This is a genomic window from Pedococcus sp. P2_D7 (assembly GCF_056404295.1).
In genome coordinates this window covers 518,697-539,507 of the sequence record NZ_JBFUEH010000004.1, presented here as the reverse complement: position 1 = coordinate 539,507, position 20,811 = coordinate 518,697, and the positions used below count along the sequence as shown (strand labels likewise).

Below are 20,811 nucleotides of genomic sequence, written 5' to 3'. Positions count from 1 at the left end.
GGGCGGCTCTCTCTCGCACGGTCGACAGTGTGTTGTCGATATATCGAATGGTGGCCTATCGATATATCGATGTCAAGTCCCCATCTCCACTTCTGGCCACGGATGTCGCACCAACCGCCCGAAACAGCCCCGCGTGCCACACCAGTGGCCAGAAGTGCGGGGGCGGTCGACCGGTCACGGACCGGACCCGTGCACGCGTCGGTGCGGCGGCCCGTAGGCTGACCTACCGTGTCGAAGGTTCTGACGTCCCTGCCTGTTGGTGAGCGTGTCGGGATCGCCTTCTCGGGCGGTCTGGACACCTCTGTCGCTGTTGCCTGGATGCGGGAGAAGGGGGCGATCCCCTGCACCTACACCGCAAACCTGGGCCAGTACGACGAGCCCGAGATCGAGACGGTCCCCGACCGGGCCGGCGCCTACGGCGCAGAGCTCGCCCGGCTCGTCGACTGCCGCTCCGCCCTGGTGGAGGAGGGCCTGTCAGCGATCGCCTGCGGCGCCTTCCACATCCGCAGCGGCGGCAAGACCTACTTCAACACCACTCCCCTGGGCCGCGCGGTCACGGGCACCCTGCTGGTGCGGGCCATGAAGGACGACGGCGTCGACATCTGGGGCGACGGGTCCACCTTCAAGGGCAACGACATCGAGCGCTTCTACCGCTACGGACTCCTGGCCAACCCGTCCCTGCGCATCTACAAGCCGTGGCTCGACGCCGACTTCGTCACCGAGCTCGGCGGCCGCACGGAGATGTCGGAGTGGCTGCAGGCGCGCAACCTGCCCTACCGCTCCAGCACCGAGAAGGCCTACTCGACCGACGCCAACATCTGGGGCGCGACCCACGAGGCGAAGACCCTCGAGTTCCTCAACGAGAGCATGGAGATCGTCGACCCGATCATGGGCGTCCCGTTCTGGGACGAGTCCGTGGCGATCCCCACCGAGGACGTGACCATCCGCTTCGAGCAAGGCCGACCGGTGGCCATCAACGGCCAGGTCTTCCCCGACGCGGTCGCCCTCGTCGACGAGGCCAACACGGTCGGCGGTCGCCACGGTCTCGGCATGTCGGACCAGATCGAGAACCGCATCATCGAGGCCAAGAGCCGCGGCATCTACGAGGCCCCCGGCCTGGCCCTGCTGTGGATCGCCTACGAGCGACTGCTGAACGCGATCCACAACGAGGACACCATCGCCAACTACCACGCGGAGGGCCGGCGGCTCGGCCGCCTGCTCTACGAAGGCCGCTGGCTCGACCCCCAGTCGCTGATGCTGCGCGAGTCGCTCCAGCGCTGGGTGGCCTCCGTCGTCACCGGCGAGGTCACCGTGCGCCTGCGTCGCGGCGACGACTACTCGATCATCGACACGACCGGCCCCGCCTTCAGCTACCACCCCGAGAAGCTCTCGATGGAACGCACCGAGGGCGCGGCCTTCGGCCCGGTCGACCGGATCGGTCAGCTGACCATGCGCAACCTCGACATCGCCGACTCCCGAGCCAAGCTCGAGCTGTATGCCGCGCAGGGCCAGCTCGTCGCGCGTCACCAGGACCTCGTGGGAGACCTCGAGCCCGGCGGCGCCAAGGCGATCTCCTCGAACCCGCGGGCCAACGACGGCGAGGACGACGCCCTCGACCGGGCAGCCATGGAGTCCGGCACCGACTGACGACCCGTGCCGCGACGACCTCGTCGACAGGCAGCTGACGGCTAGCGGACCGGCACCCCGGCGCGCACCAGGCCGTAGGTGACCCCGTCGACCAGGGCCTGCCAGGACGCCTCGATGATGTTGCCGGCCACACCGATCGTCTCCCACGACGTCGAGCCGTCGGAGGTCTCGATGAGCACGCGGGTCACCGCGTCGGTGCCGTGGGCGGCATCGAGGATGCGCACGCGGAAGTCGATCAGCTCGAGCTTGTCGAGCTCGGGGTAGGCCGGCGCCAGCGCTCTGCGCAGGGCGTGGTCGAGGGCGTTGACCGGACCGTTGCCCTCGCCGGTGGCCACGACCCGCTCGCCGCCCGCGACGACCTTCACGGTCGCCTCGGACAGCGCGTCCTCGTCGCCCCGCGCGTCGGTGATGACCCGCCACGACTCGACCTCGAAGAAGTCGTAGCCGCCGCCCTCGACCTCACGTCGGAGCAGCAGCTCGAACGAGGCGTCCGCCGCGTCGAAGGTGTAACCACGCAGCTCGAGCGCCTTGACCCTGGCCAGGACCCGGATGAGCAGGTCGTTGTCGTCCGACAGGTCGTAGCCGAGCTCGCGGCCCTTGAGCTCGATGCTGGCGCGACCGGCCATGTCGGACACCAGCATCCGCATGTCGTTGCCGACGTGCTGGGGGTCGGTGTGCTGGTAGAGATCGGGGTCGACCTTGATCGCGCTGGCATGCAGGCCGGCCTTGTGGGCGAACGCGCTGGCGCCGACGTAGGGCTGGCGGGAGTAGGGCGGGACGTTGGTGATCTCGCTGATCGAGTGGGCGATGCGGGTCGCCTCGCGCAGCCGCTCGGTCTCGAGCAGCGGCAGCCCGCGCTTGATCTGCAGGTTGCTGACGACGGTGAGGAGGTCGGCATTGCCGGTGCGCTCGCCGTAGCCGTTGATGGTGCCCTGCACGTGCGTCGCCCCGGCGTCCACGGCCGCCATCGAGTTGGCCACCGCACAGCCGGTGTCGTTGTGGCAGTGGATGCCGACCCTTGCCGAGGTCGCGGCGACCGCGTCGGCCACCACCTGCGCGACCTGGTCGGGCAGCATGCCGCCGTTGGTGTCACAGAGGGCGACGACCTCCGCACCGGACTCCATCGCGGCCCGCACGACCTCGAGCGCGTAGTCGCGGTTCGCGGCATACCCGTCGAAGAAGTGCTCCGCGTCGAGGAAGACCCGCCGCCCCTCCCCCGACAGGAACGACACGGTGTCGCGCACCATGGCGAGGTTCTCCTCCAGGGTGGTCCGCAGTGCCGACTCCACATGGCGCACATGGGACTTCGCCACGAGGGTCACCACGGGGGCCTGGCTGTCGAGCAGGGCGCGCACCAGGGGGTCGGTGGCCGCCTGGCCACCGACCCGCCTGGTCGCGCCGAATGCTGCGAGCGTCGCGTTGCGCAGCCGCAGCTCGGTCTGGGCGCGGGCGAAGAACTCGGTGTCCTTCGGGTTCGCGCCCGGCCAGCCACCCTCGATGAATCCGACTCCGAGCTCATCGAGGTGCATGGCGATGGCGAGCTTGTCCGACACGGAGAGGTTGAGCCCCTCCTGCTGCGCGCCATCGCGCAGGGTGGTGTCGTAGACGTGCAGGTCGCTCATCGTGGTCATTCCTCGCCGAGTCGTCTTCGGTGTCCTGGTGGTCATTCTCCCCGCTGTCGCGCCCTCTGCCCGTCGGGGTGTGCTGGCAGTGGTCCGCTGTCCTGTCCGGCACAGGGCCAGACAAAGCGAAAGACCCCCCGGGTGTGGGAGGTCTGCGCGACGAGGAAGTCTCGTCGCGCTAGTCGATAATCACCATGGTGGTAGCCATGTGCCAGGAGGTCACCCGCTCACTGTGACAGGTCGCGTCCACCGGTTGAACCCCGGGTCCGCATGGTGGTCAGGCCTCAGGGGTGCCGCCCGCCGCGGACTCCTCCCGCCGTGCACGAGCCGCCGCCACCAGCGCCTCGAAGAGCCTGGGGTCGTCGCCGACCTCTGGATGCCACTGGACGCCGAGCCGGAACCGCGCCGCAGGGTCCTCCATCGCCTCCAGGGTGCCGTCCTGCGCCCACGCCGACGGCTCGTAGCCGGGGTGGGTCAGGACCGACTGGTGGTGGTAGCTGGGCACGTCGGTCACCTCGCCGAGCAGGGTCGCGACCCGGGTGCCCGGGACCGTGGTGACCACGTGGTGGCCGTAGACCGCGACACCCGGTGAGTGGTCGACGTGGCCGACGCGGTCGGGCAGGTGCTGCTCCAGGACCCCGCCGGCCGCCACGGCCATCACCTGCATCCCGCGACAGATCCCGAGGAGGGGGAGGTCGGCGGAGGCCGCGGCCCGCGCCAGGGCGGTCTCCGTGGCGTCCCGGTCCGGCCGGGACTCCTGGACGTCCGGGTGGCGCTCGGGCCCGGCGTACAGGCTCGGGTCGACGTCGGCCCCGCCGGCGATCACCAGCCCGTCGATCCGCGACACGATCTCCTGGGCCGCGGCGTCGTCGACATCGGTCCACGGCGGGATGACGATCGGCGTGCCTCCGGCGTCCTTGACCTGCCTGACGTAGTCGTGCGGCAGGACGACGCTCGGCACGTCCTTCCAGTCACCCCGGCTCGCCGGCTCGACGTAGCAGGTGATCCCGATCAGCGGGCGGCTCACGCTGACCTCACAGCGGGGTCACATAGGCGCCGGAGATCCCCCCGTCGACCAGGAACGTGGAGGCGGTCATGAAGCTCGACTCGTCGGAGGCCAGGAAGAGCACGGCGTTGGCCATCTCCTCGGGCTCCCCGAACCGGCCCATGGGCACGTGGACGAGGCGCCGGGCGGCGCGCTCCTCGTCCTTGGCGAAGAGCTCCTTGAGCAGCGGGGTGTTGACCGGCCCGGGACACAGGGCGTTGACCCGGATGCCCTCGCGGGCGAACTGCACCCCGAGCTCGCGCGTCATGGACAGCACGCCGCCCTTGCTGGCGCTGTAGGAGATCTGCGACGTGGCGGCGCCCATCACCGCCACGAACGATGCCGTGTTGATGATCGACCCGGACTTCTGCTCCAGCATGTAGGGCAGCGCCGCCTTGCAGCACAGGTAGACGCTGGTGAGGTTGACCTCCTGCACACGGCGCCACGCATCGAGGTCGGTGTCGAGGATCGAGTCGTCCTCGGGAGGACTGATGCCGGCGTTGTTGAACGCGATGTCGAGCCGCCCGAACTTCTCCTTCGCCGTCGCGAACAGGCGGTCGACGTCGTCCTTGGCGGCGACGTCGCAGTGGACGTAGGCGCCCCCGATCTCCTCGGCCAGCGCCTCCCCCGCCGCGTCGTCGAGGTCACCGACCACGACCTTGGCGCCCTCCTCGGCGAACCGGCGGACAGTCGCCAGACCGATGCCGGAGCACCCGCCCGTGACGACGGCCACCTTGCCCTCGAGCCTGCCTGCCATGTGATGTCCTCTCAGGGTGTGGTGGAGCTGCTGTGGTGTGAAATGAACACGTTCTTGACGTCGGTGAAGGCATCCAGCGCGTCGGGACCGAGCTCGCGGCCGATCCCTGACTGCTTGAACCCGCCGAACGGAGTGGAGTAGCGGACGCTGCTGTGCGAGTTGACCGACAGGTTGCCCGCCTCGACACCGCGGGCGACGCGCAGGGCTCGCCCCACGTCGCGGGTCCAGATCGACCCCGACAGCCCGTATGCCGTGTCGTTGGCCTTGGCGACCGCGTCGGCCTCGTCGTCGAACGGCATGACGGCCACGACCGGTCCGAAGACCTCCTCCTGCCAGACCCGGTCGGTCGTCGCCCTCGGCAGGACCACCGTGGCGGGGTACCAGTACCCGTCACCGGTCGGAGCCTCACCGCGGAACGCGACGTCGACGTCCTCGGTCGCCTCCTCGACGTAGGAGCGCACGGTTTCGCGCTGGCCGGCGCTGATGAGCGGCCCCATCTCGGTGCCCTCGTCGCCGGGATCGGACACGACGACGCCCTTGACGGCCGGCTCGAGCAGCTCCATGAACCGGTCGAACACGCTGCGCTGCACGAGGATCCGACTGCGTGCACAGCAGTCCTGCCCCGCATTGTCGAAGACTCCGTAGGGCGCCGTGGCAGCCGCCGTCTCGAGGTCGCTGTCGTCGAAGACGATGTTGGCGCTCTTGCCGCCGAGCTCGAGGGTGATCCGCTTGACCTGGTCGGCAGCGCCGCGCATGATCCGCTGGCCGACGGCGGTCGACCCGGTGAAGCACACCTTGCGCACCGCTGGGTGGGTGACGAACCGCTCGCCCACGACTGACCCCTTGCCCGGGATCACCGTGAAGACACCCTCGGGGATCCCGGCCTCCAGGGCCAGCTCACCCAGTCGGATCGCCGTCAACGGGGTCAGCTCGGCAGGCTTGAGCACCACCGTGTTGCCCGCGGCCAGGGCGGGGGCGAAGCCCCAGCCGGCGATCGGCATGGGGAAGTTCCACGGGACGATGATGCCCACCGTGCCGAGCGGCTCCTTGAACGTGACGTCCAGTCCGTCCGCCACGGGGATCTGCCGGCCGAACAACCGCTCCGGGGCGGCGGAGTAGTAGGCCAGCACGTCGCGGACGTTGCCGGCCTCCCAGCGGGCGTTACCGATGGTGTGACCGGAGTTGGCCACCTCGAGCTGGGCCAGCTCCTCGCTGTGGGCGTCGACCTGCTCGGAGAACCGTCGCAGCAGGCGCCCGCGGTCGGCGGGCGCCACGGCACGCCAGGCGGGACCAGCAGCCTCGGCGGCTGCGATGGCCGCGTCGGTCTCCTCGACGCCGGCCAGCGAGACCTCCGCAACGACCACCTCGGTGGCGGGGTTGACGACCTCGTGCAGCATTGAATCTCCTGCTACGCCCGGCACCTTCACAGTCGCTCGAACCCCCTGACCAGCTCCCAGTCGGTCACCGCTGCGTTGAAGGCGGCCAGCTCGACGTCGGCGGCGTGCGCGTAGTGGTCGACCACGTCGTCGCCGAACGCACCCCGGGCGAACTCCGAGGCTGCGAACAGGTCACGCGCCTCCAAGAGGGTCGACGGCACGCGGTCCTTGTCGGACGCGTAGGCGTTGCCCTCGAAGGCCGGCTCGAGCGCGATCTCCTCGCGGATGCCGTGCAGCCCCGCGGCGAGCATGCCCGCCACCGCGAGGTAGGGGTTCACGTCACCACCGGGCACGCGGTTCTCGACCCGCAGGCCGGCTCCGTGGCCGACGACCCGCAGTGCGCACGTGCGGTTGTCGGTGCCCCACGCGATCGCGGTCGGGGCGAACGACCCCGGCTGGAACCGCTTGTAGGAGTTGACGTTCGGGGCGTAGAGGAGGGTGAGCTCGCGCATCCTGGACTGGATGCCCGCCACGAAGTGCTCGAAGACGGCGCTGCGCCCGCCCTCCTTGTCGTCGTCCGCGAAGACGATCCCCCCGTCGGTGCCGCGCAGCGACAGGTGGATGTGGCACGAGTTGCCCTCGCGCTCGTCGTACTTCGCCATGAAGGTCAGCGACTTGCCGTGGTTGGCTGCAATCTCCTTGGCCGCGGTCTTGTAGACCACGTGGTTGTCACAGGTGCGGACGACGTGGTCGTAGAGGAAGGCGATCTCGTGCTGGCCGAGGTTGCACTCGCCCTTGGCGCTCTCGACGGTGACGCCGCCGGCATACATCTCGTTGCGGATGTCGCGCAGCAGCGGTTCCACGCGGGTGCCGCCGAGGATCGAGTAGTCGACGTTGTAGCGGTTGGCCCCCGTGAGGTCCTGGTAGCGCCGGTCCCAGGCCTGGTCGAAGGAGTCCTCGAACACGATGAACTCGAGCTCGGTGCCGGTGAGCGCGGCGAAGCCCAGCTCGGCGGCCGCGTCGACCTGGGCCTTGAGGACCGAGCGTGGCGACTCGCGGACGAGACCACTGCCGTCGAGCCACGAAAGGTCGCACTGCACGGTGGCCGAGTAGGGCTGCCCGGGAGTGCGGCGCAGGGTGTCGAGATCGAGGTCGAACATCATGTCGCCGTAGCCGCGCTCCCACGAGCTGATGGCGTAGCCGTCCACGGTGTTCATGTCGACGTCGACCGCGAGCAGGTAGTTGCACCCCTCGGTGCCGTGACCCAGCACGGAGTCGAGGAAGAACTGGGCGTGGATCCGCTTGCCCTGCAAGCGTCCCTGCATGTCGGTGAACGCGACGATGACCGTGTCGACCACCCCGGCGGCGATGTCGGCACGGAGCTGCTCGACGGTGAGCTGTGGTGGAGCGGTCATGCGGGTCTCCTGGTCTGTCGCGTGGTCGTCGTGTCTCGTGTGGTCAGCGTGCGGGTAGTCACGGTGCGGGTGGTCAGCGTGCGCCTGGTCATCCGATCAGGCCCCTCAGCAGGGCGGCCGTGGCGTCACAGTGCTCCTCCATCGCCGCGCGGGCGCGGGCGTCGTCGCCGTCGAGGATGGCGCGCACGACGGCGTCGTGCTGGTCGTTGGAGTGCGCGATGTTGGTGGGGAGCACGGGGATCGCGGACAGCAGCTCGTTGAGGGCCGCCTGGGCGCGGGTGACGGCCTCGATGAGCATCGGCGAGCCCGACAGCGTGGCCACGGCGAGGTGGAAGCGGCTGTCGGCGAGCCGGTGGGCCGCGTTGTCCGGCGCCTCGCGAGCCGCCTTGGCGCTCTCGACCAGCCAGGCCCGCTGGTCGGCAGCGAGGGCCCGCGTCGCGGTGAGCGCGGCGGCGCCGGGCTCGACGACCCGGCGGAAGTCGATGGCGTCCGCGAGTGCCGCGCCGGTCCGCACGGGCACGGCCCCGGCGCGGCTGCCGGGCTCCAGCCCTGCGTAGGTCACGACGCTGCCGCCCCCTCGCCCACGGCGCGTCGTGACCAGTCCCGAGTCGCGCAGCGCCGCGATCGCCTCGCGCAGCGTGCTGCGGCTGACCCCCAGCCGCTCGGCGAGCTCGCGCTCCGGGGGGAGCTGCTCACCGTCGGTGAAGACGCCGAGCCGGATGGCCGTCGCGAGCTGCTCGACGGTCGACTCGAAGGCGTTGCCAGACGCCGGCCGGAGGACGACGTGGGGCAGCGACATCCTCGGCTGGGCGGCGCTCACCGTCCGATCCAATACCCCCGGCCGGATCACGTCAATGGTCTGGGATAGGACCATTAGCTGTTCAGGTGGTGGTGTGGTTCATGGAGTGGCGCCGCTCCCCTGGCGCCCGAGCTTGCGGCCCTCCGGGTCGAACGGGGCGCGCAGCGACACCTGCACCGGCCACCGCTCCCCTGCGAGGTCGACGGTCCACGTCCCACCCTCGAGCCAGTCCTTCGTCGCGGTGCCGGAGGCCCGGTCGCCCACCAGGGCCAGGCCGACCGACGCCCCCACCGTCGCGCCCCACGCCGCGCTGGTGACCTGGCCCGCGGGCTCACCGTCGCGCAGCAGCAGCTCGCCGCCCCAGAGGTATGCCGCGGGGTCACCCACCACGAGTGACACCACCCGGCGGGTCGGCGGGACGAGGCGGGACTCCTCCACGGCCGACCGGCCGAGGAAGTCGACGTCGCCACGCAGCTTGCACGCGAAGGCGAGGCCGGCCGCGACCGGACCGGTGTCAGTGGTGAGCTCACGGGCGAAGGCGCGGTAGCCCTTCTCCAGCCGCATGGACTCGATCGCGGAGTAGCCGGCCGGGACGACGCCGAGGTCGGCGCCGACGCGGAACAGGTCCTCGTAGACCGACCGCGCGAGCTCGGTCGGGACGTAGAGCTCCCACCCGAGCTCGCCCACGTAGGTGATCCGGGTGGCCCGCACGAGAGTCGTCCCCACCACGACCTCCCGACTCGTGCCGAACGGGAACGACGTGTCGTCGAAGGGGTCGGCGCTCAAGGCCTCGAGCAGCTCACGCGAGCGTGGCCCCATGACGCCGAACACGGCATACGAGCCGGTCACGTCGACCACGCCGACGCGGGCGTCGGCGGGCACGTGTCGGCGGATCCAGTCGAGGTCGCGCACCGTCGTCGCCGCGCTGCTGACGAGGAAGAAGTCGGTCGCGGAGGTGCGCGTCACGGTGAGGTCAGCCTCGTAGGTGCCACGCTGGTTGAGCATCGCCGTGTAGACCGCCCTGCCGACGGGGACGTCGACGTCGGCCGAGCAGAGCCACTGCAGCGCCCGCACGGCGTCCGCCCCGGTGACGACGTACTTGGAGAAGGACGTCTGGTCGAAGACCGCCACGGCCTCGCGGGTGGCCCGCTGCTCAGCCACCGACCAGTCCACCCACCGCGGTCGCTCCCAGGCGTAGTCGAGGACGGGCGCCACGCCCGGTGGCGCGAAGACGTTGGCCCGCTCCCAGGCGTTCCGGCTGCCGAGGCAGGCACCTTGGGCGACCAGGAGGTCGTGCACCGGCGAGATCCGCTGCGGCCGCGCGGACTCGAGCTCGCGGTTCGGCCAGGGCACGGCGTAGTGCAGCCCCAGCACCTCACCGACCCGGGCCCGCAGCCACGCGTTGCTCCCCGCGAGCGGCGAGAAGCGGCGCAGGTCCACGCCGATCAGGTCGGAGGTGGGCTCGCCCTCGACGATCCATTCGGCGAGAGCCCGACCCGCACCGCCGGCCGACGCGATCCCGACCGAGTTGAAACCGGCACCCACGAAGAAGCCGGGCAGCTCGGGCGCCTCGCCCAAGAGGAACTGGTTGTCGGGCGTGAAGCTCTCGGGACCGTTGTAGAACTTGCGGATCCCCGTGTCGGCGAGCGCCGGGATCCGGTGCACCGCACTGTCCATGAGCACCTCGAAGTGCTCCCAGTCCTCGTCGAGCAGCGCGAACTCGAAGGGGTAGGGAATCGCGTCCGGCGACACCCAGGGCTTGGCCACCGGCTCGAAGCCACCGACCAACAGGCCCCCGACCTCCTCCTTCACGTAGGTGTAGCCGTCCGGGTCACGCAGGATCGGCAGGTCGCGGTGGACCCCGGCGATCTGGTCGGTCACGACGTAGAAGTGCTCCGCGGAGTGCAAGGGCACCGTCACGCCGGCGAGCGCGCCGACCGCCTTGGCCCACTGGCCGGCGCAGTTCACGACGAACTCCGCCTCGACGTCGCCGTGGTCGGTCGACACCCCCGCGACCCGCCCACCGCGGGTGGTGACACCGGTGACGCGGACCCGCTCGACGATCGTGGCGCCCCCCATCCGGGCGCCCTTGGCCAGCGACTGGGTGAGGTCGGTGGGGTTGGCGCGACCGTCACCCGGGAGCCAGATGGCCCCCAGCACGTCATCGACCTGGATGAGGGGAAAGCGGTCGAGCGCCTGGTCGGGGGTGAGCAGCTCACAGTCGAGGTCGTATGCCGCGGCGCTGGCGACGGTGCGCCGCAGCTGCACCATGCGCTCGGGCGTCCGCGCGACGGTGAGGCCACCGCAGACGCGGTAGCCGGTGGTCAGCCCGGTCTCGTCCTCGAGTCTCGCGTAGAGGTCGGTCGAGTACTGCACGAGCCGCGTGCCGGCCTCGCTGGCCCTGAGCTGTCCGACGAGTCCCGCTGCGTGCCAGGTCGTCCCGCAGGACAGCGTGCCCTGCTCGAGGACCACGACGTCGGTCCACCCGAGCTTGGTCAGGTGGTAGGCCACGCTGCAGCCGATCACCCCACCACCGACCACGACGACGCGGGCACGCTCGGGGATCCCGCTCATGCGGGACCACCGGCGGCGTCGAGCAGGTCATCCAGGCGGGCGCTCGTCATCAGCGGCAGGGCGAGTTCGTGGCGCTCCATCGCGAAGTCCCAGAAGTCGTGGTCGACGTCGGACACCCCGTGCTGGATCGCCCCCCACAGCGTCCACGCCCACCGCCCGGCCAGGCCCCACAGCTCGGCGCGGGCGAGCAGCCGCGGGGTGACGGTGCCGTGGTACGCCTCCACCAAGGCGACGAGGTGGTCGTGGTCGAGCTGCGACTCGTTGACCAGGTTGCCGAGCTCGAAGGACGCCTCGTTCATCCCCGAGTACTCGTAGTCGATGAACCGCAGGTCTCCCCCGTCGTCGATGACGTTGGCAGCAAGCAGGTCGTTGTGACACGGCACGAGGGGCTCGGGCTGGGCGGCGAGCGCAGCCGCGACGCGTGCGGCGGCCGGCGCCAGCGCGTCGTAACCCTCGGGCACGGCATACCCACGCTCGCGGACGATCCGCAGGTAGCCGCGCTGCACCTCGAACATGTCGAAACGCGAGGCGAACTCGGGCCCGCCGTGGAGCCGGCGCGCGGCCGCGGCGACGCGCGGGAGGTTGACAGCAACGTCGTCCGCGCCGTAGGTGCGTCCCGGGAGGAAGCCGACCACGAGCACCCCCTCGCCGGGCAGGTAGTCGACGACCGGGGCGCCGACCCCGACCGAGGCAGCCACGGCGCTGTTGTGCCACTCGTGCTCGCGGTCGATCGCCAACAGCTCGGTGCCCGGCGGTGAGATCCGGACGACGACGTCGTGCGTCGCCGTCCGGACCCGGTAGTTGTGGTTGGTCAGCCCACCGGGCAGCTCCGTGACTTCCAGAAGCTGCCCCAACCGGGGCAGCCTCTGGAGAGCCTCGTCGAGCGTCAGGCCCGGGGTCACTCCCCGAAGGCCTCCACCACGGCCGGGTCGATGGTGTGCTTCGGTCCCTTGAACCACTTGCGCGCCGAGACCTGCCACCAGATCCACAGGATGATCAGCGAGCCGATGGTGAGGATGGGCGCGTAGTTGACGAACTTCCAGTCGAAGCCGTCGCTGAACGGCACGCCGGCCGGGACGAAGGGCAGGATGAAGTAGATCGAGATGATCGCGATCTCGATGACGGCGATGATGTTCATCCACTTGTACTTCGCGCCGTTGTTCCAGCTGCCGGGCTGGAAGGCGTCGCCCATCCGCCAGCGCAGCCAGATGGGGATGAGGAACGCCAGATAGAGGCCGATCACGGCTACGGAGACGACCGCGTAGAAGGCGACCGGCACGACGAGCGGCGACTCCTCCGTGCCGATGTTGACCTCCTTCAGGGCGGGGAGGGTGATCAGCGCGGCCACCACGGCCACGAGCATCACTGCGTTGGCCGGCACCTTGGCGCCGGACAGCGACGACCACAGCCGCGAGCCCGGGATCGCGCCGTCACGACTGAACGCGAACGTCATCCGGGAGGCGCTGGTCATGCACGAGGTGGTGCAGAAGAACTGGCCCACCGCCGAGATCAGCAAGATCGTGCCAGCCCACTTGCTGTCCATGGCGTGGGTGAAGATGTACGCGACGCCGCCGCCACCGACCCCGGCATTGTCAGGCAGCCCCTTGTCGTTGTCGGGGACCGCGAAGAGGAAGCACAGCAACAGGATCCAGCCGCCGATGGCGGAGTAGAAGATCGACTGCCAGATGCCCTTGGCCGCGGCCTTCGACGCGGAGGCCGTCTCCTCGGAGAGGTGGGCCGAGGCGTCGAAGCCGGTGATCGTGTACTGCGTGAGCAGCAGGCCGAAGGGGAGGACGAGGAACCAGTACTTGAGCGAGCTGTTGCTGCCACCGCTGTAGCCGGAGTTGTTGAACCGCTCGGTGAAGACGTAGGACAGGCTCTGGTGGTGGTCGGGGATGAAGATGAGCATCAGGACCACGATCGTCGCGCCCGCGACGTGCCACCACACCGACACGTTGTTCATGATCGCCATGAGGTGGCCGCTGAAGATGTTGAGCACCGACGCCAGCGCGAGCAGGCCCACGAACAACCAGAACACCCGGGTGAGCGAGTAGCCGTCGGCGTAGCCCGACGAGAACGTGCTGAGCGTCAGGTCGAGGAAGGTCGCGCAGCCGTAGGCGACCGACGCCGTCACGGCGATGAGGCCGATCAGGTTGAGCCAGCCGGTGAAGAAGCCGGCGCGCGCCCCGCCCATCTTGCTCGCCCACCAGTAGATGCCACCCGAGGTCGGGTAGGCCGAGACCAGCTCGGACATGGTGAAGCCGATGAGGAGGATGAACGCCGACACGATGGGCCAGCCCCACGAGATCGCGACGGGTCCACCGTTGTTGAAGCCCTGGCCGAAGGTGGTGAAGCACCCGGCCAGGATCGAGATGATCGAGAACGAGATCGCGAAGTTCGAGAACCCGGACCAGGAGCGGTTGAGCTCCTGCTTGTAGCCGAGCTCGGCGAGCCGTTGCTCGTCGTCGGACAGTGATCGCACATCGGACACAGCAAGCTCCTAGTCCACGCAACGAAGGTGAGCGAATGCTTCACCCAGCGGGCCGGGCCTGTCAATGGTCCGAACACAAACCAAAAGGCCGCGCCGCCTGCTCCTGGGAGCGGGCGGCGCGGCCGGGCGTTCGGGCAGCGGTGCTGGTCAGACCAGACGGGTCAGCCAGCCGTGCGTGTCCTCGGTGCGGCCGTACTGGATGTCGAGCAGTCGCTCGCGGATCGATCGGGTGACCTCGCCGTAGTCGACGCCGTTGCGGTGGTCGCACGAGCCGCCGGCCCAGCGCAGCTCGCCCACGGGCGTGATGACCGCGGCGGTGCCGCACGCGAAGATCTCGACGATGTCGCCGCTGGCCGCGCCGTCCTTCCACTCCTGGATGGGGACCCGCCGCTCCTCCGGCTCCAGGCCCATCTCCTTGGCGAGGGCCAGCACCGACGAGCGGGTGACGCCCTCGAGGATCGACCCGGTGAGCTCGGGCGTGACCAGCTTGTTGTCCTTCGTGACGAAGAACAGGTTCATGCCACCGAGCTCCTCGACGTAGGTGTGCGTCGACGCGTCGAGGAAGACGGCCTGGTCGCAGCCGTTCTCGATGCCCTCGAGCTGGCCCGCGAGGCTGGAGGCGTAGTTGCCGCCACACTTTGCGGCGCCGGTGCCACCCTCGCCGGCCCGTGCGTAGTCGGTGGACAGCCACAGGGTCACCGGCTTGATGCCGCCGCTGAAGTAGGCACCCGCGGGCGAGGCGATGACCGAGTAGGTGACCTCCGACGCCGGACGCACCCCGAGGAACGCCTCGGAGGCGTACATGAACGGGCGGAGGTAGAGGCTCGACTCACCGCTGGCGCCGGACGGCACCCAGGCCTGGTCGACCTCCACCAGCGCGCGCAGCGAGGCGATGAAGTCCTCCTCGGGCAGCTCGGGGAGAGTCATCCGGCGGGCGCTGCGGATCAGCCGCTGGGCGTTGGCCTCGGGGCGGAACGTCCAGATCGACCCGTCCTCGTGGCGATAGGCCTTCATGCCCTCGAAGATCTCCTGGGCGTAGTGCAGCACCGCTGCCGACGGCATCAGGGTGATCGGCCCGTAGGGGACGACCTTGCCCTCGCTCCACCCCTGTCCCTTGCGCCACGTCGCCGTGACCATGTGGTCGGTGAAGGTGGTGCCGAACCCCGGGTTGGCCAGTACGGCCTCACGCTCCGCGTCCGGCCGCGGGTCGCTGCGGCGGGCGACCTCGAAGGTCAGCGGGGCGGTGGTCTGGCTCATGGAGTCCTCCTGGTGGGTCACCCCCGGTGGGGGCGGGGTTCCTCCTGCCGAGATTACCTGCCCGGCGAACCACCCGGGCAGGAGACGTCGGATGTAGCCAGTCGTCTAGAGGAGGGACGCGATGGCGTCGCCCACCTCGGAGGTGCTGCGTACCGCACTCCCCCGGGCGGCCAGGTCGGCCTCAACCGCACGCTCGACGCGGGCGGCCTCGTCGGTGCGACCCAGGTGCTCGAGGAGCATGCCGACCGAGAGGATGGTCGCGGTCGGGTCGGCCTTGGACTGGCCGGCGATGTCGGGGGCGGAGCCGTGCACCGGCTCGAACATGCTGGGAGCAGTGCGCTCGGGGTTGATGTTGGCGCTGGCGGCCAGCCCGATGCCGCCGACGATCGCCGCCGCGATGTCGGTGATGATGTCGCCGAACAGGTTGTCGGTGACGATGACGTCGAAGCGTCCGGGGTCGGTGGCCAGGAAGATCGTGGCCGCGTCGACGTGCTGGTATGCCGTCGTGACCTCGGGGAACTCGGCACCCACCTCGTCGACGGTGCGGCGCCACAGGTGCCCGGCGTGGGTGAGCACGTTGTGCTTGTGGACCAGCGTGAGGTGCTTGCGGGGACGGGCCTGGGCGCGGGCGAAGGCGTCGCGGACGACCCGCTCGACGCCGAACCTCGTGTTGACACTGACCTCGGTGGCGATCTCGTTCGGGGTGCCGATCCGGAGCGCGCCGCCGTTCCCGACGTACGGCCCCTCGGTGCCCTCGCGGACGACGACGAAGTCGATGCCGTCCGGGGCGACGCGCTCGACCGCGAGGGGGCTCAGCACCCCGGGATAGAGCTTGGCCGGGCGCAGGTTGACGTACTGCTCGAGGGCGAACCGCAGGGGCAGGAGCACCCCGCGCTCGAGGACGCCGCTCGGCACCGTGGGGTCACCGATCGCGCCGAGCAGGATGGCGTCGTGGCCGCGCAGCTCCTCCAGGACGGAGTCGGGGAGGGTCTCGCCGGTGGCGTGCCAGCGCCGCGCCCCGAGGTCGTACTCGGTGGCGTGGAACTTCGTGCCGGTGCCGGCGGTGACCGTCTCGAGGACCTTCAGGCCCTCGGCGACGACCTCCGGGCCGATCCCGTCGCCGCCGATGACGGCGAGGTTGACGGTGTCGTTGCCGGTGCTCTCGGAAGCCATGTGACCAGCCTAAGGACGGTCTTGCGATCTGATACCGGCGTCTCACATGACGAACGGCCCCGAGCAGGTGCCCGGAGCCGTTCGTCGTCGCACCACGCAGGTGCCCAGGTGTGCGTCGCGCTGGTCAGTCGTCGGAGTGACCCTGCTCGCGCAGGTCCATCGACTCCTGCAGTGCCTGACGTGCCTTCTCGGCCTCTTCGCTCATGATGATCAATTCCTCTTCGCATCTCCCTGTGTCGCAACAGGGTTGGGTTTCGGGTGGTTCTCGGTGATCGCACTGGGCACTCGCCGGTTAACGGGGTGCCACTGCCAGCCACGCACGCGGGATCTCCGCGGCGAGTGGGCTGACTACCGGAACTCGCCGCGGCAAATAAGAATTACGACCTGCCGCGTCATGTCTTCGAGGTTACGTGGACGTCCAACTAATTGACACCCGTTTCCCACGCAGTGAGACATGGCTGGACGTGACCCGCCTCTCATGGTGCACCGGTCCCCCTGGACCGCTCTGGCAGGGGTCGCGGCGTCAGTGTCTAGGGTGGCGAGGTGCTCCCCGACGGCTACGCCCTGCGTCCCCTCTCGACCGACGATGCCGGCCCGTTGGCCGATGCGGCTGAGCGCAACCGTGCGCACCTCCGTCCATGGGAGCCCGCGCGGCCCGAGTCGTTCTTCACCGAGGACGGCCAGCGCGAGGTCGTCGAGGGCCGGCTGCGCCAGGTCGACCTCGGGCTCTTCGACTCCTGGGTGCTGTGGCATGGCACCCAGGTCGTCGGGGCCGCCAACCTCCAGAACATCGTCCGCGGCGCGATGCTCGGGGCCGACGTGGGCTACTGGGTCGACCATGCCCACCTGCGACGCGGCCTGGCCGTGACCTTGCTCCAGCACCTCGTCCATCGTGGGCACGACCTCGGCCTGCACCGCCTCGGTGCGAGCACCATGGTGGCGAACCTGCCGTCGCAGTCGGTGCTGCACCGCTGCGGGTTCGAGGAGATCGGGCGGATCCCGTCGTTCCTCTACCTCGACGGTGACTGGCGCGAGAGCATCCTGTTCAACCTGGTCCTCCACGACGGCCCGCCCCGCAGCTGAGCCGTCGGCCACGTCCCACCCCCCACCACGAAGCGCCGCTCACTCATGCAAAAGGCGAGTTAGCGCCGGGCGGGCGGCGCTAACTCGCCTTTTGCATGGGATACCTCCGGGTCAGTCGGCGAGGTCGACGACGCTCACGTCGGCCCCGACCTCGGTGACGATCGCAGCGAGGACGTCGGCCGGGATGCGGCTGTCGACGGTGAGGGCCACCAGTGCCTGGCCGCCCTTCTCGTTGCGCGCCACCTGCATGCCCGCGATGTTGATGTCGGCGTCGCCGAGCAGCCGCCCGACCGTGCCGATGACGCCGGGCCGGTCGACGTACGTGAAGAAGGCGAGGTGCTCGGTGAGCGGCACCTCGATGTCGAACCCGTTCACCCCGACGATCTTCTCGATCAGCCGCGGTCCGGTCAGCGTGCCAGCGACGCTGATGGTCGCACCGTCGGCGAGCGTGCCGCGCAGGGTGGTGACGTTGCGGAAGTCCTGCATGGTCGGGTCGGTGAGCAGACGCACCTCGCAGCCACGCTGCTCGGCGAGCAGCGGCGCGTTGACGTAGGTCACCGGGTCCTCGGTCACGTCGGTGAACAGGCCCTTGAGCGCGGCGAGCTTCCAGATCGACACGTCGTGCGCGGTGATCTCACCCTTCACGTCGACGTCGAGCTGCACCGGCACCGAGCCGGCGAGCGAGGTGAAGATGCGTCCGAGCTTCTCGACCAGGGCGATCCCCGGACGGACCTCCTCGGGCACGACACCGCTGGAGACGTTGACCGCGTCGGGGACGAGGTCGCCGCCCAGGGCGAGCCGCACCGACCTGGCGACCGAGACGCCGGCCTTCTCCTGGGCCTCGTCCGTGGACGCGCCGAGGTGGGGCGTCACGACGACCGACTCGTGCTCGAACAGGGGGCTCTCCGTCGTGGGCTCGGTGGCGAAGACGTCGATGCCCGCGCCGGCCACACGACCCTCGCGCAACGCCTCGGCCAGGGCCTCCTCGTCGACGATCCCGCCCCGGGCGGCGTTGATGATGCGGACGGTCGGCTTGACCTTGGTCAGCGCCTCCTTGCCGATGAGCCCCACCGTCTCGGGGTTCTTCGGCAGGTGCACCGTGATGAAGTCGCTCTGCTCGAGCAGCTCGTCGAGGGTGACGAGCTGCGCCCCGAGCTGGCCTGCACGCTGCGCCGAGACGTAGGGGTCGTAGGCGAGGATCTCCATGCCGAAGCCCTTGAGTCGCTCGGCGACCAGCTGGCCGATCCGGCCGAAACCGACGACGCCGACCTTCTTGTCGAGCAGCTCGACCCCGCCGTACTTGCTGCGCTTCCACGCCCCGGCCTTGAGGGCCTGGTTGGCGGGGGCGATGTTGCGCGCGGTCGCCAGCAGGAGGCCGACGGCCAGCTCGGCCGCGGAGGTGATGTTGGAGGTCGGGGCATTGACGACCATGACCCCCGCGCGGGTGGCCGCGGCGACGTCGACGTTGTCGAGGCCGACCCCCGCGCGGGCGATGACCTTGAGGTTCTTCGCGGCGGCGATGGCCTCGGTGTCCATCTTGGTCGCGGACCGGATGAGGACGGCGTCCACCTCGGCCAGCGCCGGCAGCAGCGCCTCGCGGGAGGCACCGTCGACGTGACGCACCTCGAAGTCCGGCCCGAGGGCGTCGATGGTGGCGGGCGAGAGTTCCTCGGCGATCAGCACGATCGGCTTGCTCACGTGTCAGTCCTTCGGTGGGTCACGATGGTCAATGGGGGTTCCGGCACCACGCTGTGCCCGGCGCACAGCATACGACCCGGCTCAGCATGTGGATGCCGTGGCTCGACATGTGACACAGAGATCACACCTGCCCCCGACCACCGAGCTCGTCGTGCACCACCCGTGTCGACACCGGCTAGCTGGACGACGAAGCCGGCCGGCCCCCTCGTGGGGACCGACCGGCATACGGGTCGTGGACGCCTGGGCGGCGCTGCGGTCTTTCGCGTCAGCGCGCGGCGGACCCCTCGACGTAGTCGGAGTCCGTCTCCTTGATCCAGCTCATCAGCTTGCGCAGCTCCTTGCCGGTGCCCTCGATCGGGTGCTGGGCACCCTTCTCGCGCAATGCCTTGAACTCCGGCGCACCGGCGTCCTGGTCGTCGATGAACCGCTTCGCGAAGACGCCGTTCTTGATGTCGGCGAGGACGGCCTGCATGTTCTCCTTGACGCTCGGGTCGATGACGCGCGGCCCCGAGACGTAGTCGCCGTACTCGGCCGTGTCGGAAACCGACCAGCGCTGCTTGGCGATGCCGCCCTCGACCATGAGGTCGACGATGAGCTTGAGCTCGTGGAGGCACTCGAAGTACGCCACCTCGGGCTGGTAGCCGGCCTCGACCAGGGTCTCGAAGCCGTACTGAACCAGCTGGGAGGCGCCGCCGCAGAGCACGGCCTGCTCGCCGAAGAGGTCGGTCTCGCACTCCTCGGTGAAGGTCGTCCTGATGCCGCCGGCGCGCAGTCCGCCGATGGCCTTGGCGTAGGACTGGGTCAGCGCCCAGGCGTCACCGGAGGCGTCCTGCTCGACCGCCAGCAGCACCGGCACACCGCGACCGTCGACGTACTCGCGACGGACGAGGTGACCGGGGCCCTTGGGGGCGACCATGACCACGTCGGACCCGGCCTCGGGCTTGATGTAGTCGAAGCGGATGTTGAAGCCGTGGCCGAACAGCAGGCCGGCACCCTCCTTGAGGTTGGGCGCGATGTCGTTGGCGTAGACGGTCCGCTGCACCTGGTCGGGCGTGAGGATGACGACCAGGTCGGCCTCCTTGACGGCCTCCGCGACCGACTTCACGGTCAATCCCTCGGCCTCCGCCTTGGCGCGGCTCTTGCTCCCCTCGGCGAGACCGACGCGGACGTCGACCCCCGAGTCGCGCAGGTTGAGCGCGTGCGCGTGGCCCTGGCTGCCGTAGCCGATCACGGCCACCTTCTTGCCCTGGATCACGCTCAGGTCAGCATCGTCGTCGTAGAACATCTCGGCCACGGTGGCCACTCCTTAGGTTGTCTGTCGTCGGGTGTTTGGTCACTCAGGGGGGTGCATTGGAAATCAGGCGGACCGCATGGCGCGGTCGGTGATGGAGCGGGTGCCGCGTCCGATGGCGACCATCCCGGACTGGACGAGCTCCTTGACCCCGAACGGCTCGATGACCTCGAGGAAGGCGGCGAGCTTGTCGCGGTTGCCGGTGACCTCGATGGTCAGGGTGTCGCTGGCGACGTCGACCACCTTGGCACGGAAGAGCTGCACCGTCTCCAGCACGTGGCTCCGGCTGTGGATGTCGGTGCGGACCTTGACCAGGAGGATCTCCCGCTGCACCGACGCCGTGGGCTCGAGCTCGACGACCTTGAGCACCTCGATGAGCTTGTTGAGCTGCTTGGTCACCTGCTCCAAAGGGAGCGCGTCGACGTCGACCACGACCGTCATCCGGGAGATCTCGGGGTGCTCGGTCGGACCCACCGCGAGCGAGTCGATGTTGAAGCCGCGCCGCGAGAAGAGCGCCGCGATGCGGGCCAGGACGCCGGGCTTGTTCTCGACGAGGACCGACAGGGTGTGCTTGCTCATCGCC

At 69.7% G+C, this 20,811-nt stretch carries 17 protein-coding genes; 2 read left to right on the top strand and 15 right to left on the bottom strand.

Translation table 11 applies throughout. The features are described 5' to 3' along the window. The first annotated feature begins 228 nt into the window (after positions 1-228). Positions 229-1,647, top strand: coding sequence for an argininosuccinate synthase (gene argG / locus AC1DWJ_RS11745; protein WP_457253410.1), 1,419 nt, complete (start codon positions 229-231; stop codon positions 1,645-1,647). Between the two features lie 41 nt (positions 1,648-1,688). Here the strand turns inward: argG and cimA are convergent, their stop codons facing one another. The 12 genes from cimA to AC1DWJ_RS11685 form a co-directional block, all read right to left on the bottom strand. Further along, on the bottom strand, positions 1,689-3,269 hold the full coding sequence (gene cimA, locus AC1DWJ_RS11740; protein WP_457253412.1) for a citramalate synthase: 1,581 nt from the start codon (positions 3,267-3,269) through the stop codon (positions 1,689-1,691). Positions 3,270-3,546: 277 nt separating this feature from the next. Then, the gene (locus tag AC1DWJ_RS11735; protein ID WP_457253414.1) at positions 3,547-4,296 is read right to left on the bottom strand and encodes a gamma-glutamyl-gamma-aminobutyrate hydrolase family protein; all 750 of its coding nucleotides are present in this window, start codon (positions 4,294-4,296) and stop codon (positions 3,547-3,549) included. 7 nt (positions 4,297-4,303) lie between these two features. After that, positions 4,304-5,071 (bottom strand): 3-oxoacyl-ACP reductase, encoded by a 768-nt coding sequence (locus AC1DWJ_RS11730; RefSeq protein ID WP_457253416.1) that lies wholly within the window; start codon positions 5,069-5,071, stop codon positions 4,304-4,306. Between the two features lie 11 nt (positions 5,072-5,082). Next, positions 5,083-6,468: an aldehyde dehydrogenase family protein gene (locus AC1DWJ_RS11725; RefSeq protein WP_477620854.1), complete on the bottom strand. Its 1,386-nt coding sequence runs from the start codon at positions 6,466-6,468 to the stop codon at positions 5,083-5,085. A 26-nt stretch (positions 6,469-6,494) separates the two neighbouring features. Further along, positions 6,495-7,862 carry a glutamine synthetase family protein gene (locus AC1DWJ_RS11720; RefSeq protein ID WP_477620853.1) on the bottom strand — a complete coding sequence of 456 codons (1,368 nt, stop codon included), beginning with the start codon at positions 7,860-7,862 and terminating at the stop codon, positions 6,495-6,497. Positions 7,863-7,950: 88 nt separating this feature from the next. Next, complete coding sequence (locus tag AC1DWJ_RS11715) at positions 7,951-8,682, bottom strand: FadR/GntR family transcriptional regulator (RefSeq protein WP_477620852.1); 732 nt, start codon at positions 8,680-8,682, stop codon at positions 7,951-7,953. Between the two features lie 78 nt (positions 8,683-8,760). Further along, positions 8,761-11,235, bottom strand: coding sequence for a GcvT family protein (locus AC1DWJ_RS11710; RefSeq protein WP_477620851.1), 2,475 nt, complete (start codon positions 11,233-11,235; stop codon positions 8,761-8,763). Then, entirely contained in the window at positions 11,232-12,089 is an 858-nt protein-coding gene (locus AC1DWJ_RS11705; protein ID WP_477620850.1) for a phosphotransferase, read from the bottom strand. The genes AC1DWJ_RS11710 and AC1DWJ_RS11705 overlap by 4 nt, the downstream gene beginning before the upstream one ends. Before the next feature lie 44 nt (positions 12,090-12,133). Then, complete coding sequence (locus AC1DWJ_RS11700; protein ID WP_477620849.1) at positions 12,134-13,726, bottom strand: amino acid permease; 1,593 nt, start codon at positions 13,724-13,726, stop codon at positions 12,134-12,136. A gap of 147 nt (positions 13,727-13,873) precedes the next feature. Then, positions 13,874-14,983 (bottom strand): branched-chain amino acid aminotransferase, encoded by a 1,110-nt coding sequence (locus AC1DWJ_RS11695; RefSeq protein WP_477620848.1) that lies wholly within the window; start codon positions 14,981-14,983, stop codon positions 13,874-13,876. Positions 14,984-15,088: 105 nt separating this feature from the next. Beyond that, a complete protein-coding gene (locus tag AC1DWJ_RS11690) occupies positions 15,089-16,156 on the bottom strand; it encodes a 3-isopropylmalate dehydrogenase (RefSeq protein WP_477620847.1) in 1,068 nt (355 codons plus the stop codon). 124 nt (positions 16,157-16,280) lie between these two features. Beyond that, on the bottom strand, positions 16,281-16,361 hold the full coding sequence (locus tag AC1DWJ_RS11685; RefSeq protein ID WP_157582483.1) for a 3-isopropylmalate dehydrogenase: 81 nt from the start codon (positions 16,359-16,361) through the stop codon (positions 16,281-16,283). A 338-nt stretch (positions 16,362-16,699) separates the two neighbouring features. Between AC1DWJ_RS11685 and AC1DWJ_RS11680 the strand changes: the two genes are divergently transcribed. Then, positions 16,700-17,239 (top strand): GNAT family N-acetyltransferase, encoded by a 540-nt coding sequence (locus tag AC1DWJ_RS11680; RefSeq protein ID WP_477620846.1) that lies wholly within the window; start codon positions 16,700-16,702, stop codon positions 17,237-17,239. A 111-nt stretch (positions 17,240-17,350) separates the two neighbouring features. Here AC1DWJ_RS11680 and serA read toward each other — a convergent pair whose 3' ends face one another. The 3 genes from serA to ilvN form a co-directional block, all read right to left on the bottom strand. Then, entirely contained in the window at positions 17,351-18,937 is a 1,587-nt protein-coding gene (serA, locus tag AC1DWJ_RS11675) for a phosphoglycerate dehydrogenase (protein WP_457253434.1), read from the bottom strand. Between the two features lie 265 nt (positions 18,938-19,202). Next, complete coding sequence (gene ilvC, locus AC1DWJ_RS11670) at positions 19,203-20,231, bottom strand: ketol-acid reductoisomerase (RefSeq protein ID WP_457253436.1); 1,029 nt, start codon at positions 20,229-20,231, stop codon at positions 19,203-19,205. A 63-nt stretch (positions 20,232-20,294) separates the two neighbouring features. Then, positions 20,295-20,807, bottom strand: coding sequence for an acetolactate synthase small subunit (ilvN, locus tag AC1DWJ_RS11665; protein ID WP_056922718.1), 513 nt, complete (start codon positions 20,805-20,807; stop codon positions 20,295-20,297). Positions 20,808-20,811: the final 4 nt, after the last annotated feature.